The following is a 14636-nucleotide window of genomic DNA, read 5'->3' as shown; positions in this document are numbered from 1 at the left end:
ACCGACGTGAGCAGAGGGAGACACGCTCGCGGGGGCAAGGAGCGCAGTGCCTTTCCCCGCTGGTGCGTCGATCACCAGGGTAGGGAGCTGGGGGTATGGAAACCAACCAGTCGAGCTGGCGGATGAACGCGTCCTGCCGGGACGCCGATCCGGACGGGTTGTTCGTCCGGGGCGCGGAGCAGAACCGGGCCAAGGCGGTCTGCCTGGGCTGCCCGGTCCGGACCGAATGCCTCGCCGAAGCACTCGACGGCCGGATCAACTTCGGCGTGTGGGGAGGCATGACCGAACGGGAAAGGCGGGCGTTGCTGCGCCGCCGTCCCGACGTGGTGAGCTGGGCGGACCTGCTCGACGCGGCCAAGAGGGACGCGCTCGAGCGGGTGGAAGTCGGCTGAGCGATCTGCCGCAGCTGGTCGTGAGTGTTCAGGGCGGTTCCAACCGCCTTGAACACTCATGACGGGCACGCGATCAGCCGGCGAGCTTCACCCCGATGTCGCGCAGGCCCTCCAGGTCGTGCACGTCACCGGCCAGCGCCGGGACCCGGGCCAGCGCCACCTCGGGGTGCGCCCGGGTGAACCGCGCCAGCAGCCGTTCCTCGCGCGCCGCGAGGTCGACGCGGTCCGCGTGCAGCCGCAGCACCGCTTCGGCCAGGGGTGCGCCCTGCAGGGAATCGGCCGCGGCGCGCGCTTCGGAACCCGACAGCGACGCCAGCACCGGGTGCGTCCGGTTCGCGATCAGCCCCGCCAGCGGCATCGACTCCGAGGACAGCCGCTCCACGAAGTAGGACGCCTCGCGCAGCGCGTCCGGCTCCGGCGCGGCCACCACCAGGAACGACGTCCCGGACGAGCGCAGCAGCTCCGACGTCTTGCGGGCGCGCTCGCGGAAGCCGCCGAACATGCTGTCGAAGGCCTGCATGAACGCCGACGCGTCGGTCAGCAGCTGGCCGCCGATGATCGTGGACACGGCCTTCGCGAACATCGAGAAGCCCGCGTTGACGACCTTGCGCAGACCCCAGCCGCCGGCCTTCGCCGGGCCCGTCAGCAGCCGGATCATCCGGCCGTCCAAAGCGGACGACAGCCGCGTCGGCGCGTCGAGGAAGTCCAGCGCGGACCGGCTCGGCGGGGTGTCGACGATGATCAGGTCCCAGTCGCCGCTGGCCGCGAGCTGGCCCAGCTTCTCCATCGCCATGTACTCCTGCGTACCGGAGAACGACGTGGAAATGGTCTGGTAGAAGGGGTTCTGCAGCAGCTGCTCGGCGCGCTCCGGGCCGGCGTGCACGCGCACCATGTCGTCGAACGTGCGGCGCATGTCGAGCATCATCGCCCACAGCTCGCCCTTGGGCTCGAACCCTTCGACCTTCACCTGCTTCGGGTGGTTGCCGAGTTCGCGCAGCCCGAGCGCCTGGGCCAGCCGCCGCGCGGGGTCGATCGTCAGCACGACGGTCTGGCGGCCGCGCTCGGCCGCGCGCAGGGCCAGCGCCGCGGCGGCGGTGGTCTTGCCGACGCCGCCGGAGCCGCAGCAGACGATCACGCGGCTCTCCGCGTCGTCGAGCAGCGCGTCGATGTCGATGGTGGTCACAACCGCACCCCCTGGTCGGTCAGGGCCTCGGCCAGGTCGTAGAGGGCCGCGACGTCGACGCCGTCGGTCAGGTCCGGCAGTTCGAGGGTCGGCAGATCGGCCTCGGCGAGCTGCTCGCGCGCCCGCTGCTCGGCCGCGACCCGCACGGCGTGCTCGACGGTTTCCTCGACCAGCGCGTCCAGGGTGGCGTCCGGCAGCTTCAGCCCGGCCGACGCGAGCCCGCTGCGGACGCGGGAGGCGTCGACGCGCCCGTCCGCGGCCGCGGTCACCGACCGGGCGGGCAGCCGCGGCGGTCTGACCCGGTTGACCAGCACCGCGCCCGGGCGCAGGTCGGCGCCGTCCAGCTCGGCGACGGCTTCGACGGTCTCGCGGACGGGCATCTCCTCCAGCAGCGTGGCCAGGTGGATCACCGTCTCGCCGGAGTGCAGCAGCCGCACGACGCCTTCGGCCTGGCCGCGGATCGGGCCGGTCTTCGCGAGGTCGGTCAGGGCCTTGGTGACGTCGAGGAACTTGACGACCCGGCCGGTCGGCGGCGAGTCGACGACGACGGCGTCGTAGGTGTGCCGCCCGTCGGACTCGGTGCGGCCGACGCACTCCTTGATCTTCCCGGTGAGCAGGACGTCCCGCAGGCCCGGCGCGAGCGTGGTCGCGAACTCGATCGCGCCCATCCGCCGCAGCGTCCGCCCGGCGAAACCCAGGTTGTAGAACATCTCGAAGTACTCGAGCAGCGCGGCCTCGACGTCGATGTGCAGCGCGCGCAGCTCGCCACCGCCGGGGACGGACGCGATGCGCTGCTCGGCGTAGGGCAGCGGCTCGGTGTCGAAGAGCTGGGCGATGCCCTGGCGGCCCTCGACCTCGATGAGCAGCACGCGCCGGCCTTCGCGGGCGAGCGCGAGCCCGAGCGCCGCGGCGAGCGTCGTCTTTCCGGTCCCGCCCTTGCCGGTGACGAAGTGCAGCCGGGCGCGGGCAAGCTCGTCGGTCCAGCCGGCATGGGAAGTGGTCACTTCTTCACCCTAAATCAGCGCTCAGCTGGCCAGCAGCATGACGCTGACCGCAGCGGCGACCGCCGCGACGAGCACCCAGGCGACGAGCCCGGGCAGCACGGTGAGGAGGAGCACACCGAGGACGACCAGCAGCGTGAAGGTGATCACCCCGCCGAGGGCGACCTGGCCGGAACTCTGCGTCCGGTCGCGGACCTTCGCCATCACGACGAGCACCAGGGGTAGCCCGGCCGCCGCGAGCAGCGCCGTCGCGATCACGCGCCACGTTTCCACTCCGGACACGCTAGCGGTGCGCCCGCTCGGGCCGAGCGAGTGTGAAGTCCACCACACCGACGGCGTGTCGGGTGATCTTCGCCGCGCTTTTCCGGCGGCGCCCCCCGGTGGTCTTGCCCGCTTGGCTACGCTCCCGGTTCATGAGCGCCACCAAGTGGGAGTACGCGACCGTCCCTCTGCTGATCCACGCCACGAAGCAGATCCTCGACCAGTGGGGCGAGGACGGCTGGGAACTGGTCACCGTGCTGCCGAACCCGACGGGCGAGCAGCACGTCGCGTACCTCAAGCGTCCGAAGGGCTGACCCCGTGAGCTGGAGCGAACGGCTGAAGGAGCTCGGCATCGAGCTGCCCGGCGTGGCCGCCCCGCTGGCCGCCTACGTGCCCGCGGTCCAGAGCGGCAAGCACGTCTACACCTCCGGCCAGCTGCCCTTCGTCGACGGCGTCCTCGCCGCGACCGGCAAGGTCGGCGCGGAGATCAGCCCCGAAGAGGCGAAGGGCCACGCCCGCACGTCGGCGCTCAACGCGCTCGCGGCCGTGCACGCACTGGTCGGCATTGACAACGTCGCGCGGATCGTCAAGGTTGTCGGCTTCGTGGCTTCCGCGGAGGGCTTCACCGGCCAGCCCGCGGTCGTCAACGGCGCGTCCGAGCTCCTCGGCGAGGTCTTCGGTGACGCGGGCATCCACGCCCGCTCGGCCGTCGGCGTCGCGGAGCTGCCCATCGGCTCGCCGGTGGAGGTCGAACTGATCGTGGAGGTGCAGTGATGGATCCGGACATCGAGCAGTCCACCCACGAGCTGCTGCTCCGGCTGGCCGGGCGGCTGCCCGACCAGCTGCTGTGGCGGTTCCGCGACTGGCTCGGCGAGGGCGCCATGGGCACCCTCGCCCGGACCCTGCCCAGGTCTTTGCTTAAGCACAGGATTGACCTCGACCAGACGGAGTACCGCCTGCTCGTGGCCGGGCTCATCCCGCACGGCGCCGACTGGCACCAGGTCAGTTCGACGCTGGGGGTAGACGACGTCACCGAGAACCGGTACACATTCACGTCGAGTGCGCCCGAATGGGTTAACTCGGTCGACTCCGTGTCCGTGTTGATCCACGCAACGTTGCGAGGACGCCCGGACGTGGGGGAAGTGCGGCAGAGCTGGCGACACGTCGGTGTGGTCGGACAGGGGACCGCGAAGCGCGTCCTGCTGATCACCGCGCTGTCGGGGTTGCCGAGGTTGACCGGCGAACTGCAGCGGGTGCTGCGCGTTCTGGGCGACGAAGAGCCCAGCGTCGAGGTCATCCCGCCGCGCTTCGACCTGCCGGGTTACCACCGGGCCGCGCTGGCCGACTCAGAGCTGGTCTGCGTGGGCGCGGTGACGGGGAATCGGCTAGTAGCCGCATAACGCTCGCCCGCCAGCGAGCTGGGAGGGAGCAAGGCAATGGTGGAGGTCCACGACGGCCCGCCCATGGACGGGTTCTCGGTGCCCCTGCGCCTGCACAACCTGTTGCTGGCCCTGGCGGGCCGGATCGACGACAGCGCGCTCACCGAGGCGCGTGAGCTGATCGCCCGGGCGCACATCGACGAGGCGGTCGAACTGACCACCGGCACGCTCATCGCGGGCCGGATCCCGGTCAGCTCGGCCGAGCAGCGCGAACTCGCGCTGGTGCTCGAGATGAGCCGCTCGGACGCGACGCTGGCGAACGATCTGCTGGTCGACGAGGCCGAGCAGGTCAGCGCGCACCGGTTCAGCGGCGAGAACTCCCCGGAGTTCGGCATCGCCGAGGCGCTCGACCGGACCCTGCAGGTGCTGCCGGACGTCCGCTCGGTGCACGCGGTGTGGCGCAACACCCCGGCCGGCAGCGTGCCGGGCGCGCTGCCGCAGCGCGTGGTGCTCGTGGAGCTGGGGCCGGAGGGCAACCCGCCGGCCGTCGCGTTCCGCGTCGACACGGCGCTGCGCCGGGCCGGGATCCACTCCGTCGTCGAGGTCAGCGGCCCCGGCGTCGCGCACTCCGAGTACCACCAGGCCGCTTCGGCGGCAGCGTCGCCGGCGTGGGTGACCGGGAGCACGACGTCGACGGCGTCGGTGTACCGCCCCGAGCCGGCCAAGCCGCCGGTCGCGGTGGCGCCGGAACCGGTCGCGGAGTCCTCGGGCAGCCGGCACAGCATGCGGTCGAGCACCGCTACGACGACCCCGCCGGAGCCCGTCGCCCCGGTGGTGCCGATCGTGTCGCCGCCGCCGCCCGCCCCGGAGCCGCCCCGCCAGTCGCGGATGGAGCGGTCCTCCGACCGGTCCGAGACGCGGGCGGAGCGCACCGCCGACCTGACCCCGGCCGAGGTGGCGCAGCTTCGGCAGGCGCTGGCGGAAGACCCGGAGAAGGGCCGCGAGATCGCCGCGGGCAAGCCGTCGATGCACGAGGTCGTCGAGCTGCCGGCGCTGGACCTGGACGACCCGAGCTTGAGCGAGCGCGACCGGGCGCTGCTGCGTGAGCTGCACGCCGAGCTGGCCGAGCGCGAGCGGGCCGAGGCGGCGAAGATGCGGCTCAACGGCGCTTCCCGCTCCGGCGGCGACCAGCGCGGCTGGACCGCCCCGTAAGACCTCTTTCGCGAGAAGGCGGTGTCTCCCTCGGGAGGCGCCGCCTTTTCACTGTCTGAGACGCCACAACTGCGCGACGGAACGTCGGGGTCCGGAGGTATGTTGCCCGGGTGGAGCAGCCAACGGAGTTCGTCTTCGACATCCCGGTCGGCGCCGGGGTAGCCACCCGCGCCAACGCCGACGGCCCGCCGGCGACGCCGAAGCACGCGGCCACCGTGATCCTCGTCCGGGACGGCGCCGACGGCGTCGAGATCTTCCTGCAGCACCGGGTCAAGGGCATGCCCTTCGCGGGCGGGATGACCGTCTTCCCGGGCGGCGGGGTCGACAAGCGCGACGCCGACGCCTCGGTGGCGTGGGCCGGCCCGGAACCGTCGTGGTGGGCTTCGCGGTTCAGCTGTGACGACGCTCTGGCCCGCGCGCTGACCTGCGCGGCGGTGCGCGAGACGTTCGAGGAGTCCGGCGTGCTGCTCGCGGGCAGCGCCGACGCGGTGCTCACCGACGTCACCGCGTACGCGGCCGCGCGCCAGGCCCTGGAGACGCGCGAAGTCTCGCTCGCCGGGTTCCTCGCCGACGCCGGGCTGACGCTGCGGGCGGACCTGCTGCGGCCGTGGGCGCACTGGATCACGCCCGAGGAGGAGCCACGCCGGTACGACACCCGGTTCTACGTCGCGAAACTGCCTGAAGGCCAGGAGGCCGACGGCGCGACGTCCGAGGCGTCGAGCTCCGGCTGGCAGCGCCCGGAAGACGCGATCGCCGACGCGCGCGAAGGCCGCCGGATGCTCATGCCGCCGACCTGGCTGACGCTGAGCGAGCTGGCCGAGTTCGCCACCGCGGACGACGTGCTGAACGCGCCGCGCGAGATCGTCCGCATCGCGCCCACGCTCATCCGCGAGGGCGACCACGTCCGCGTCGTGCTGGAGCGGCGATGAGCGCCCCCGCGTACGGTGTGCTGCGCCCGGTGACGGAGACGGCGTCGGTGCTGCTGGAGAACAACCCGTCGTCGATGACGCTCGAAGGCACCAACAGCTGGGTGCTGCGGGCGGCGCCGGACGTCCCGGCCGTCGTCGTCGACCCGGGGTACCGCGACCTCGAGCACCTCGAGCTGCTGGCCGCGACCGGCGAGGTCGAGCTGGTCCTGCTGACGCACTTCCACCCCGACCACGCCGAGGGCGCGCCGTGGTTCGCCGAGCGCGTCGGCGCGCCGGTGCGGGCCTTCGACCCCTCGCTGTGCATTTCCTCGAAGTCCTTTGTGGACGGTGAGGTTATCTCGGCGGGTGGCCTGTCGATCCGCGTCCTGCACACGCCGGGGCACACCGGCGATTCGGTGTCGCTGGTGCTCGACGGCCAGGTGCTGACCGGCGACACCATCCTCGGGCGCGGCACCACCGTGCTGCACGACCTGGGCGACTACCTGCGCTCGCTGCGGAAGCTGATCGAGCTCCCGGCGGCCACGCTCGGGCTGCCCGGCCACGGTCCGGAGCTCCCCGATCTGGCCACGACCGCCCGCGAGTACCTTGCCCACCGGGAACAGCGGCTGGACCAAGTGCGTTCGGCTCTGCAGACGCTCGGTGCGGACGCCACTCCGCGCCAGGTCGTCGAGGTCGTGTACGCCGACGTCGACCGGGCGCTGTGGGCGCCGGCCGAGCTGAGCGTGCAGGCGCAGTTGGACTACTTGCGGTCGGAGGACCAGGGATGAGCAACGTCGAGGTCGAGTTCTACTGGCGGCCGGGGTGCGGTTTCTGCGCCGCGCTGGACCGGCCGATGTCGAAGAGCGGCTTCACCATCCGGAAGATCAACATCTGGGAGGACCCGGACGGGGCCGCGCGCGTGCGCGAGGTCGCGAACGGGAACGAGACGGTCCCGACCGTGATCGTCGGGTCGACCGCCATGGTCAACCCCTCCTTCGCCGAGGTCGAGGCCGCGGTCAAGGCCGCGTCGGCCTGATCGCCTCCCACGTCGGGCTGGGCCGCTTTCCGTGCAGGAAGGCGGCCCAGACTTCGCGGAGGCCGGATTCGTCTTCGAGGCCCTTCGGCGCGCCTTCGAGCATCGGCGCGTCCCAGACGTCGTGGGTGCCGAAGAGGAACGGGAGATCGACGCAGTGGCACGCCTTGAACGGGTTTCCCGGCGCTTCCCAGTCGAAGCGGTAGACGAAGGCGTCGAGCCTCGCGGCCAGTCTGTCGCTGACGAAGAAGCTGTTCGCGGCTTCGACGGTTTCTTGCGGCGCGTCGGGCGCGAACGCGCGTAGCTCGTCTTTCGTCGAGCTGATGAGCGCCGGGCCTGCCGGAGCGGCCTCGATGAGGTCCTTCGCGACGAGGTCGTCGTCGGCGACCAGCTGGAACGGCGGTTCGAGGGAGCCGGGCTTCGCAGTTTTGGCCGCGACCTTGAGTTGGGCTTTGAGGAGTTGTTTCGTCGGTGCCGTGCGGAGGTCTGCGCCGAGTTCTTGCTGTAGCAGCAATGCGTTCGCATTCGCCTCGTCCCATGTAGACGGTCGCATGCCGACGGGGGCGCTCTGCAGGGCGATCCGGTTGACGAGGCCCTGGGCGCGCGGCGCCGACCACAGGGCGAGCGTCGACTGCGCGCCGGCCGACTGTCCGCCGAGGGTGACGTCGGCCGGGTTCCCGCCGAACGCGGCGATGTTCTCGCGGACCCATTCGAGCGCGGCGAACTGGTCGGCGGTGCCGAGGTTGGGCGGGATCCCTGGCGCGCTCAGGAAACCGAGAGCGCCGAGGCGGTAGTTGAGCGTCACGACGACGGCGTCGGCTTCGCGGGCCAGGCGCGTGCCGGTGTACCAGACCTGGCCGCCCGAGCCGCTGGAGAACCCGCCGCCGTGGATCCACACCAGCACCGGGCGGCTGCCGGCGATCGACGGCGTGAACACGTTGAGCGACAGGCAGTCCTCGCTCTGCGGCAGGGGCATCGGCCCGAGGGCGTGCTCCAGGCGTGACGGCGGCTGCGGCGCCGCGGGGCCGGGCTCCAGCGCGTCCCGGACACCGGTCCACGGCTTCGGCTTTTCCGGCGCTTCGAAGCGTTTCGCGGTGGCGTAAGGGATTCCCCGGAACGCGCCTTGGTCTCCGCGCACCCGGCCGGTGGTGGTTTCGACGATCATCGTGCCTCCTCGAAGTACACCGCGGCGCCTTCGGCGTCTTCGGCGCGGACGAAGAACCCGTTCCCGCGGGTCGTGGTCGGGACGTGGTCCTCGATCAGCTTCCGCGCTTTCGCCAAATCCGCAACCACGACGCCGTGGGCGGCGAAGTACGGCAGCGTCTTCGGGGTTTCACCCGGCAGGACGGTGTCGAGGTCGCTCACGCCGATGATGTCGACCAGCTGCTGGCCGGCGGTGATCACGTCGTAGCGCCTCTGGTAGGCGTCGATCTCGTCGTCGGGGACGATGAGGACGATCCCGGCGATTCCGCGCGCGCCGTTGGGGTGGTCGAAGTAGCGCGGCTGGTGGACGTACTCCGGGGTGAGGTGCTCGGCGGTGTGGAGGATGCCCTCGGGCGTCCGGTCCCGTCGGATGTGGACGCTGCGGAAGCGGGCGGTGCGGGTGCCATCGGGCAGCTCGACGTCGCGTTGCAGCTTCAGCACGCCGGAGTTCGAGAGGCCGGCTTCGCTGAGCCTTTTCGACGTCTCTTCGGAGTCGTCGACGCCGAAGGAACAGCCGTGGAGGCCGTCGCCGCGGGAGTCCAGGATCGGCAGCACCCGCCAGGGGTCGCCGGCGGCTTCGTCGACGATGCCGATGAACTCGAGGAAGGAGCCGCCGAAGTAGGCGCAGCGGTTCGCGGTGCAGCTCGGGACGGGTTCGGTTTTGTCGGTGGAGGCGGCGAAGTGGCGCGACGGCGGGCTGAGCGTGAAGCCGAGTCGCTCGTAGCGTCGCCAGGTTTCGTCGTAGGCCCTGGTCAGGAAGACGGTGTGGTCGATGTTCATGCCTTGAGGGTGGAGCTCTTTGTTCTTTTCCTCCGCTCGCTCGCGGATTGTGCGCGGATTCCGACATTGCCTAGGCTGCTCTGGTGGAATCCGGCCTGCTCGACGACCTCGACCGTCGCCTGGCGCACGCGCTGCAGCTGGACGGGCGGGCGTCGTTCAGCACGATCGCGTCGGTGCTGGGCGTCTCGGACCAGACGGTGGCGCGCCGATACCGGAAGCTGCGGTCGTCCGGGGTGCTGCGGGTGGTGGGAGTCCCGGAGGCGGCGCCCCTGGGCCAGGTCCATTGGCTGGTCCGGCTGCGCTGCGTCCCGGACGCGGCGGCGGCGATCGCGGCGGCCCTGGCCCGGCGGCCGGACACCCAGTGGGTGAGCCTGATGTCGGGCGGCACGGAGATCGTGTGCTTCATCCGGGCACCCTTGCGCGAGGAGACGGACGGGTTGCTGCTGGGGCAGCTGCCCCGGACACCGCGGGTGGTGTCGATGACGGCGTACCGGCTGTTGCGCCGGTTCGCGGGTGGGCCGGCCGGGTGGACCGGGCGGTCGAACGCTTTGTCGGCTTCGCAAGTCGCTGCTTTGCGCCGCTCGCCTTCCGTCGTTCGTTATCGCGCTGAACCCGGCGACTCCGGCCTGTTCACCGCCCTGGCTCACGACGGACGTGCCGACATATCGACATTGGCGGCGGCCGCGGGCCGGTCGGAGTCGACGGTCCGCCGTCGCCTTTCGGTGCTGTGTTCGTCGGAAGCGCTGTACTTCGACGTGGAGGTGGACGCGGCCCTGCTGGGCTACCCGTTGACGGCGACGCTCTGGCTGACGGTGGCGCCCTCGGCGTTGGAGTCGACGGGCCGCGCGCTGGCCACGCACCCCCAGGTGGCGTTCGCGGCGGCGACGACGGGCCCGGCGAACCTGGTGGCGAACGTGGGCTGCCGCGACGACGCGGCGCTGTACTCGTACCTGGCCGACGACCTGGGCGGGTTGGCGGGAGTCCAGCAGGTGGAGACGGCCCCGATGATCCGGACGTTGAAACGCTTCGGCACCCTGGCGCCTTAGCGGGCCAGCATCGGCATCAGGTAGTACGTCAGTTCCACCTCCCCGGGCTCCGCGGCCCGCAGGATGCACGCCCGCATCCCCGGCTGGATCGACAGCACCACCCGCTCGCCGCCGAACGCCTGCAGTGCGTCCAGCAAGTACCTCGCCTGGAACGACGGGGATGTCCGGCCGCCGCCGACGTCCGCCTTCAGCGTCTCCTCCGCTTCGCCCGTGTCTTGGCGGGCACTCGCCAGACGAACCTGCGCGTCTCCGACCTCCAGGGTCAACACCCGGCGGTCCTCGGCGTACACCCCGACGCGGCGGACCGCTGCCGTCAGGGCGTCCGCGTCCAGGGTCACCGTTGTGTCGACCGCGGCCGACGGGATCGAGTCCTCCGACAGGAATCCCGCGTCGAGGACCGCCGTGCCGACCAGGCCGCCCGGCCAGCTCAAGCCGAACCGGCCCGGGCCCGCGTGCAGGCCGACGACGCCCTTCGCCTGGCGGGCCGCCTCGGTCAGCAGGGTTGCCGGGACCAGCACGTCCAACGATCCCGGCGTGCGCAGCGGGAGCCGGGCCACCGCCATCCGGTAGCGGTCGGACGCCGTCAGCGTCAGGCGGTCGGCCGCCTGCACGCGGACGCCGGTGAACAGGGGCAGCGGGTCATCCTTCGACGCCGTGCCCGCGACGATCCGCAGCGCCGAGGCGAACGCCGCACCGTCCACTTCGGACACTTGCGGTGGCTCGGGAGCCGGCGGGCCGGCTTCGGTCGAGAGGAGGGGGAGCGCGAATCGGGCGTGGTCGAGCCGCAGGGCCAGGCGGCTGCCTTCGACGACCAGGCGCACCAGGTCCGTCTCGAGCATTCGAAGCGTCTCGGCGAGGGGCGCCGCGGGGACGGTGACCGTGCCGTCCGTGTGGGTGGTCGCCGGGCAGTCGAACCGGACGGCGAGATCCGGGTCGCTCCCGGCGACCGTCAGCCCGGCCGCGTCCGCCCGCAACCGCAGGCCGGCGCGGGCAGGAAGGAGCCGCGAAGCAGCGGAGACGGCCGCCGAGAGGCGGTGGGCAGGCGCGGTGACGTCCATGCCTCGCAAACTAGCGGCGAGCACCGACAAAACCGCGCGACAAGCCCCTGACCAGGCCTAACGACCGGCGCCGACCAGTTCCGAAACCGCCGGCGCCCGCTCAGGCTCCCGGACCGTCCCCCGGAGCAGCCAGACCACCGCCGCGAGCACCAACCCGGCGACGCTCGCGGCCAGGAACGCCGCCGAAGGCCCGGCGTGCTCCACGACGTACCCGCTGACCGACTGGCCGGCGGCCAGCCCCAGCGTCACCGCCGTCAGCACCCAGCCGAACGCTTCCGCGGCGGTCCCGGACGGCGCCACCAGTTCGATCGCCGACGAATGCGCCGTCGACTGCGGCGTGATCAACGCCCCCGCCAGCAGCATCATCAGCGCCAGCCCCCACAGCGACGACGGCCACGCGAGCAGCGCCACCAGCGCCCCGAAGCCGCCGAGCAGGACCGGCAACCGCAGGCCCATGCGACGGGGCCACGGCCGCAGGCTGTACGCCACGCCGAACGCCACCGAGCTCAGCGACCACGCCGACAGCAGCAGCCCGCCGAACGTGGGCGAACCGGCCTCCGTCGCCGAGGCCGGGACCGCGACCTCGACGAACCCGATCACCACGCCGAAACCCAGCGCGGCCAGCGCCAGCGTGCGCATACCCGGGCTCGCCAGAGCGCCCAGCAGCGAACCGCCGGAAGCCGGAGACGCCCGCCACGCCCGCACCGCCGGGCTCAGCGCGAACAGCACCGCGCCGGTGAACTGCAGGGCCACGCCCAGCACCAGGCCGGTGCCCGCCCACGGCGCCAGCACCAGCAGGCCGGCCAGGCCGGGACCGAGGATGAAGAACACCTCCATGCTGATCGCCTCGTACGAGAACGCCGCGTTGCGCGCGCCGCCCGGGGGGAGCAGGCGGGTCCACAACGCCCGGGACGCCGAGCCGACCATCGGCTCCGACAGCCCGGTGGCCGCGGCGAACGCGAGCAGCACGCCGGTCGGGGCGTGCGCCTCGATCGCCGTGACCAGAGCGGTCATCGACAGGGCCAGGAGCAGGGAGGCGACGAGCAGTGGCCGCGTCGGGCCGAACCGGTCGATCAGCCTGCCCTGGATCACCGCGCCCACCGAAACGCCGACGAGCGAGCCGGCCGAAACCAGCCCGGCGGCGGCGAAGGACCCGGTCTCGCGCTGGACGTAGAGCAGCGCGGAGATACCGATCATGGCGATCGGCAGGCGGGCGAGCACGGACGCGATGGCGGGCCACCGGGCGGCGCGGGTCGTCAGCGCGCCGCGGTAGTCGGCCAGAGACGTACGACCTTCGGAGTGGGACACGCGTACCAGTATGCAACAGAGTGGTACGCGAGTACCAGTTATTTGACGGTCAGGTGCGTCACCGGCACACTGGAAGTGGATCACGTGTGGTCTCGATCAGGTAACACTCACGATATTCTCCGTGGGCTCGTGCAACAAAACGGCCGGCACGGCGTCCTTGAGAGTGAATGGCCTTGAATTCGTGGGTATGGGCCGTGATGGTTGAACAACAGCACAGAACCCAGCTCCCTCCGGCGTATGGGTCGGGGCCTGGCCCGGAGGGCGGGGAGCGCGGATCGTCGGGGGATGGTCCGCGCGACAAACGAAGAGCCGGTGCGCCACGTCGGGGGTGGCGCCCGGCTCTTTGTCTTATCAAACACTGTGTTCGTCGCAGGACGCGAGAAGGCCTCCTCACCAGGGTGAGGAGCCCTTCTCGCGTGAAAAGCTCAGCGGGCCCGGCGGGCGAGCCTCTCCGGGTCCAGGATCAGCACGCTCTTGCCCTCGAGCCGCAGCCAGCCGCGGTGGGCGAAGTCGGCGAGCGCCTTGTTGACGGTCTCGCGCGAAGCGCCGACGTACTGGGCGATCTCTTCCTGCGTCAGGTCGTGCGTGACTCGCAGCAGCCCCGCCTCCTGGCTGCCGAACCGCTGGGCGAGCTGCAGCAGCGCCCGCGCCACGCGCCCGGGGACGTCGGTGAAGATCAGCTCCGCGACCATGTTGTTCGTCCGGCGCAGGCGGCGCGCGACCACGCGCAGCAGCTGCTCGGCGATCTCCGGGCGGGTCGAGATCCACTGCCGCAGCGCCGGGCGGTCCATGGTGACCGCGCGGACCTCGGTGACGGTGGTCGCGCTCGACGTCCGGGGGCCGGGGTCGAAGATGGACAGCTCGCCGAACATGTCCGACGGGCCGAAGATGCCCAGCAGGTTCTCGCGGCCGTCCGGGGACTTGCGGCCGATCTTCACCTTGCCGGACTGGATGATGTAGAGCTTGTCGCCGGGTTCACCCTCGTTGAAGATGACATGGCCGCGGGGGAACTCCACGGATTCCAAGGTCTGGGCCAGCGCCTCCGCCGCTGCCGGCTCCACACCCTGGAAAATGCCCGCACGGGCCAGGGTTTCGTCCACCTCGGGTGCCTCCTCGTCGAGAAACGTTCACGCCCTCCCGTGCTGGAAGAGCGTGACGCCGATCACTTGCGCGTCAGTCTAGGGCGTACTCGCGAGATCGCCTGTCGGACGCGCGCGGCCGCCAGATGATCTCGTTCGAACGTGGAGCCTAACTCCGCACGCGACGCGCGCGTAGCCTGGCCGCCCGTCCGCCCAGCCTACGCAGCCGGAACAGCTCCAGCGCGCGGCCGATGCCGTGCCCGTAGAGCGCCCTGACCTCGTTGGGTTGCGCCTGCTCGAGGAACTCTTCGACCTCGTTCTCCTGCACGGCGACGTGCTTGAGCCGGCTTTCCACGCGCTCCATGAACAGCGCGAAGAACATGATCACGAGGGGGACCAGGATGACGAACCAGACGGTCATGACCGGACCCCGAAACACTCAGTGGGAAGCATCTACTCCAGATCCTCGCTCATGGCGGCCGGAAAACTGCGCCGAGGTGGTGCTCTGGCGTGTCGGTCGTCCACCGGTGCACTGACCGGCTCGTCCGACGGCGCCCGTAGGCTATCGGGGTGCCACCTGCCACCACGAACGCCCCCCAAGAGGGCGCGGGTGAAAGCCGGTTAGCTCTGGTGAGACGCGCCAGGCGGATGAAGCGTTGCCTCGACGACGTGTATCCCGACGCCCACTGCGAGCTCGACTTCACCACTCCGCTGGAACTGCTGGTCGCGGTCGTGCTGTCCGCGCAGACCACCGACGTCCGGGTGAACCTGGTCACGCCCGCGCTGTTCAAGC

General features: G+C 71.4%; 18 protein-coding genes and 1 pseudogene. 10 read left to right on the top strand and 9 right to left on the bottom strand.

Going from position 1 to position 14636, the window contains the following annotated elements; translation table 11 throughout:
* Positions 1–95 precede the first annotated feature (95 nt).
* Positions 96–392, top strand: coding sequence for a WhiB family transcriptional regulator (locus AB0N03_RS30760; RefSeq protein ID WP_364378625.1), 297 nt, complete (start codon positions 96–98; stop codon positions 390–392).
* Positions 393–465: 73 nt separating this feature from the next.
* Here the strand turns inward: AB0N03_RS30760 and AB0N03_RS30755 are convergent, their stop codons facing one another.
* Genes AB0N03_RS30755 through AB0N03_RS30745 form a run of 3 tightly spaced genes read right to left on the bottom strand, consistent with a single transcriptional unit; the run spans position 466 to position 2849 of the window.
* A complete protein-coding gene (locus AB0N03_RS30755; protein ID WP_364378622.1) occupies positions 466–1575 on the bottom strand; it encodes an ArsA family ATPase in 1110 nt (369 codons plus the stop codon).
* Positions 1572–2579, bottom strand: coding sequence for an ArsA-related P-loop ATPase (locus tag AB0N03_RS30750; RefSeq protein ID WP_364378619.1), 1008 nt, complete (start codon positions 2577–2579; stop codon positions 1572–1574). Before AB0N03_RS30750 ends, AB0N03_RS30755 begins: the two co-directional genes overlap by 4 nt.
* Positions 2580–2600: 21 nt before the next feature.
* Positions 2601–2849 (bottom strand): hypothetical protein, encoded by a 249-nt coding sequence (locus tag AB0N03_RS30745; protein WP_364378616.1) that lies wholly within the window; start codon positions 2847–2849, stop codon positions 2601–2603.
* A gap of 140 nt (positions 2850–2989) precedes the next feature.
* Here AB0N03_RS30745 and AB0N03_RS30740 point away from each other — a divergent pair, with 140 nt between their 5' ends.
* From AB0N03_RS30740 to AB0N03_RS30710, 7 genes are all read left to right on the top strand, one after another.
* Positions 2990–3151 carry a DUF4177 domain-containing protein gene (locus AB0N03_RS30740; protein ID WP_086679227.1) on the top strand — a complete coding sequence of 54 codons (162 nt, stop codon included), beginning with the start codon at positions 2990–2992 and terminating at the stop codon, positions 3149–3151.
* Positions 3152–3155: 4 nt separating this feature from the next.
* Complete coding sequence (locus tag AB0N03_RS30735; protein WP_086840822.1) at positions 3156–3611, top strand: RidA family protein; 456 nt, start codon at positions 3156–3158, stop codon at positions 3609–3611.
* Positions 3611–4237: a hypothetical protein gene (locus AB0N03_RS30730; protein WP_360666663.1), complete on the top strand. Its 627-nt coding sequence runs from the start codon at positions 3611–3613 to the stop codon at positions 4235–4237. The genes AB0N03_RS30735 and AB0N03_RS30730 overlap by 1 nt, the downstream gene beginning before the upstream one ends.
* A gap of 36 nt (positions 4238–4273) precedes the next feature.
* A complete protein-coding gene (locus tag AB0N03_RS30725; protein ID WP_364378612.1) occupies positions 4274–5428 on the top strand; it encodes a hypothetical protein in 1155 nt (384 codons plus the stop codon).
* A 110-nt stretch (positions 5429–5538) separates the two neighbouring features.
* On the top strand, positions 5539–6357 hold the full coding sequence (locus tag AB0N03_RS30720; protein ID WP_364378609.1) for an NUDIX hydrolase: 819 nt from the start codon (positions 5539–5541) through the stop codon (positions 6355–6357).
* Positions 6354–7124, top strand: a complete 771-nt coding sequence (locus AB0N03_RS30715; protein ID WP_364378606.1) for an MBL fold metallo-hydrolase — start codon at positions 6354–6356, stop codon at positions 7122–7124. The genes AB0N03_RS30720 and AB0N03_RS30715 overlap by 4 nt, the downstream gene beginning before the upstream one ends.
* Positions 7121–7372: a glutaredoxin domain-containing protein gene (locus tag AB0N03_RS30710; RefSeq protein WP_364378603.1), complete on the top strand. Its 252-nt coding sequence runs from the start codon at positions 7121–7123 to the stop codon at positions 7370–7372. Before AB0N03_RS30715 ends, AB0N03_RS30710 begins: the two co-directional genes overlap by 4 nt.
* Here AB0N03_RS30710 and AB0N03_RS30705 read toward each other — a convergent pair.
* On the bottom strand, positions 7353–8534 hold the full coding sequence (locus AB0N03_RS30705; protein ID WP_364378600.1) for a carboxylesterase family protein: 1182 nt from the start codon (positions 8532–8534) through the stop codon (positions 7353–7355). The two genes, AB0N03_RS30710 and AB0N03_RS30705, sit on opposite strands and share 20 nt — an antisense overlap.
* Positions 8531–9352 (bottom strand): VOC family protein, encoded by an 822-nt coding sequence (locus AB0N03_RS30700; RefSeq protein ID WP_364378597.1) that lies wholly within the window; start codon positions 9350–9352, stop codon positions 8531–8533. Before AB0N03_RS30700 ends, AB0N03_RS30705 begins: the two co-directional genes overlap by 4 nt.
* A gap of 83 nt (positions 9353–9435) precedes the next feature.
* Between AB0N03_RS30700 and AB0N03_RS30695 the strand changes: the two genes are divergently transcribed.
* On the top strand, positions 9436–10398 hold the full coding sequence (locus AB0N03_RS30695) for an Lrp/AsnC family transcriptional regulator (RefSeq protein ID WP_364378594.1): 963 nt from the start codon (positions 9436–9438) through the stop codon (positions 10396–10398).
* On the opposite strand, the gene AB0N03_RS30690 is transcribed toward AB0N03_RS30695, so the two are convergent.
* The 4 genes from AB0N03_RS30690 to AB0N03_RS30675 form a co-directional block, all read right to left on the bottom strand.
* Positions 10395–11456, bottom strand: a complete 1062-nt coding sequence (locus AB0N03_RS30690; protein WP_364378591.1) for a DNA polymerase III subunit beta — start codon at positions 11454–11456, stop codon at positions 10395–10397. The two genes, AB0N03_RS30695 and AB0N03_RS30690, sit on opposite strands and share 4 nt — an antisense overlap.
* 57 nt (positions 11457–11513) lie before the next feature.
* Positions 11514–12776 (bottom strand): MFS transporter, encoded by a 1263-nt coding sequence (locus AB0N03_RS30685; RefSeq protein ID WP_364378979.1) that lies wholly within the window; start codon positions 12774–12776, stop codon positions 11514–11516.
* Positions 12777–13189: 413 nt separating this feature from the next.
* The gene (locus AB0N03_RS30680) at positions 13190–13864 is read right to left on the bottom strand and encodes a Crp/Fnr family transcriptional regulator (protein ID WP_003081747.1); all 675 of its coding nucleotides are present in this window, start codon (positions 13862–13864) and stop codon (positions 13190–13192) included.
* 148 nt (positions 13865–14012) lie between these two features.
* A complete protein-coding gene (locus tag AB0N03_RS30675; protein WP_013230551.1) occupies positions 14013–14264 on the bottom strand; it encodes a hypothetical protein in 252 nt (83 codons plus the stop codon).
* Between the two features lie 227 nt (positions 14265–14491).
* Between AB0N03_RS30675 and AB0N03_RS30670 the strand changes: the two are divergent.
* Positions 14492–14636, top strand: a pseudogene (locus tag AB0N03_RS30670) (endonuclease III); the annotation flags it as partial.

This window comes from Amycolatopsis sp. NPDC051061, from assembly GCF_040682935.1.
GTDB lineage: Bacteria > Actinomycetota > Actinomycetes > Mycobacteriales > Pseudonocardiaceae > Amycolatopsis.
The sequence above is the reverse complement of the archived record's forward strand: the minus strand, read 5'-3'. Positions and strand labels throughout refer to the sequence as shown.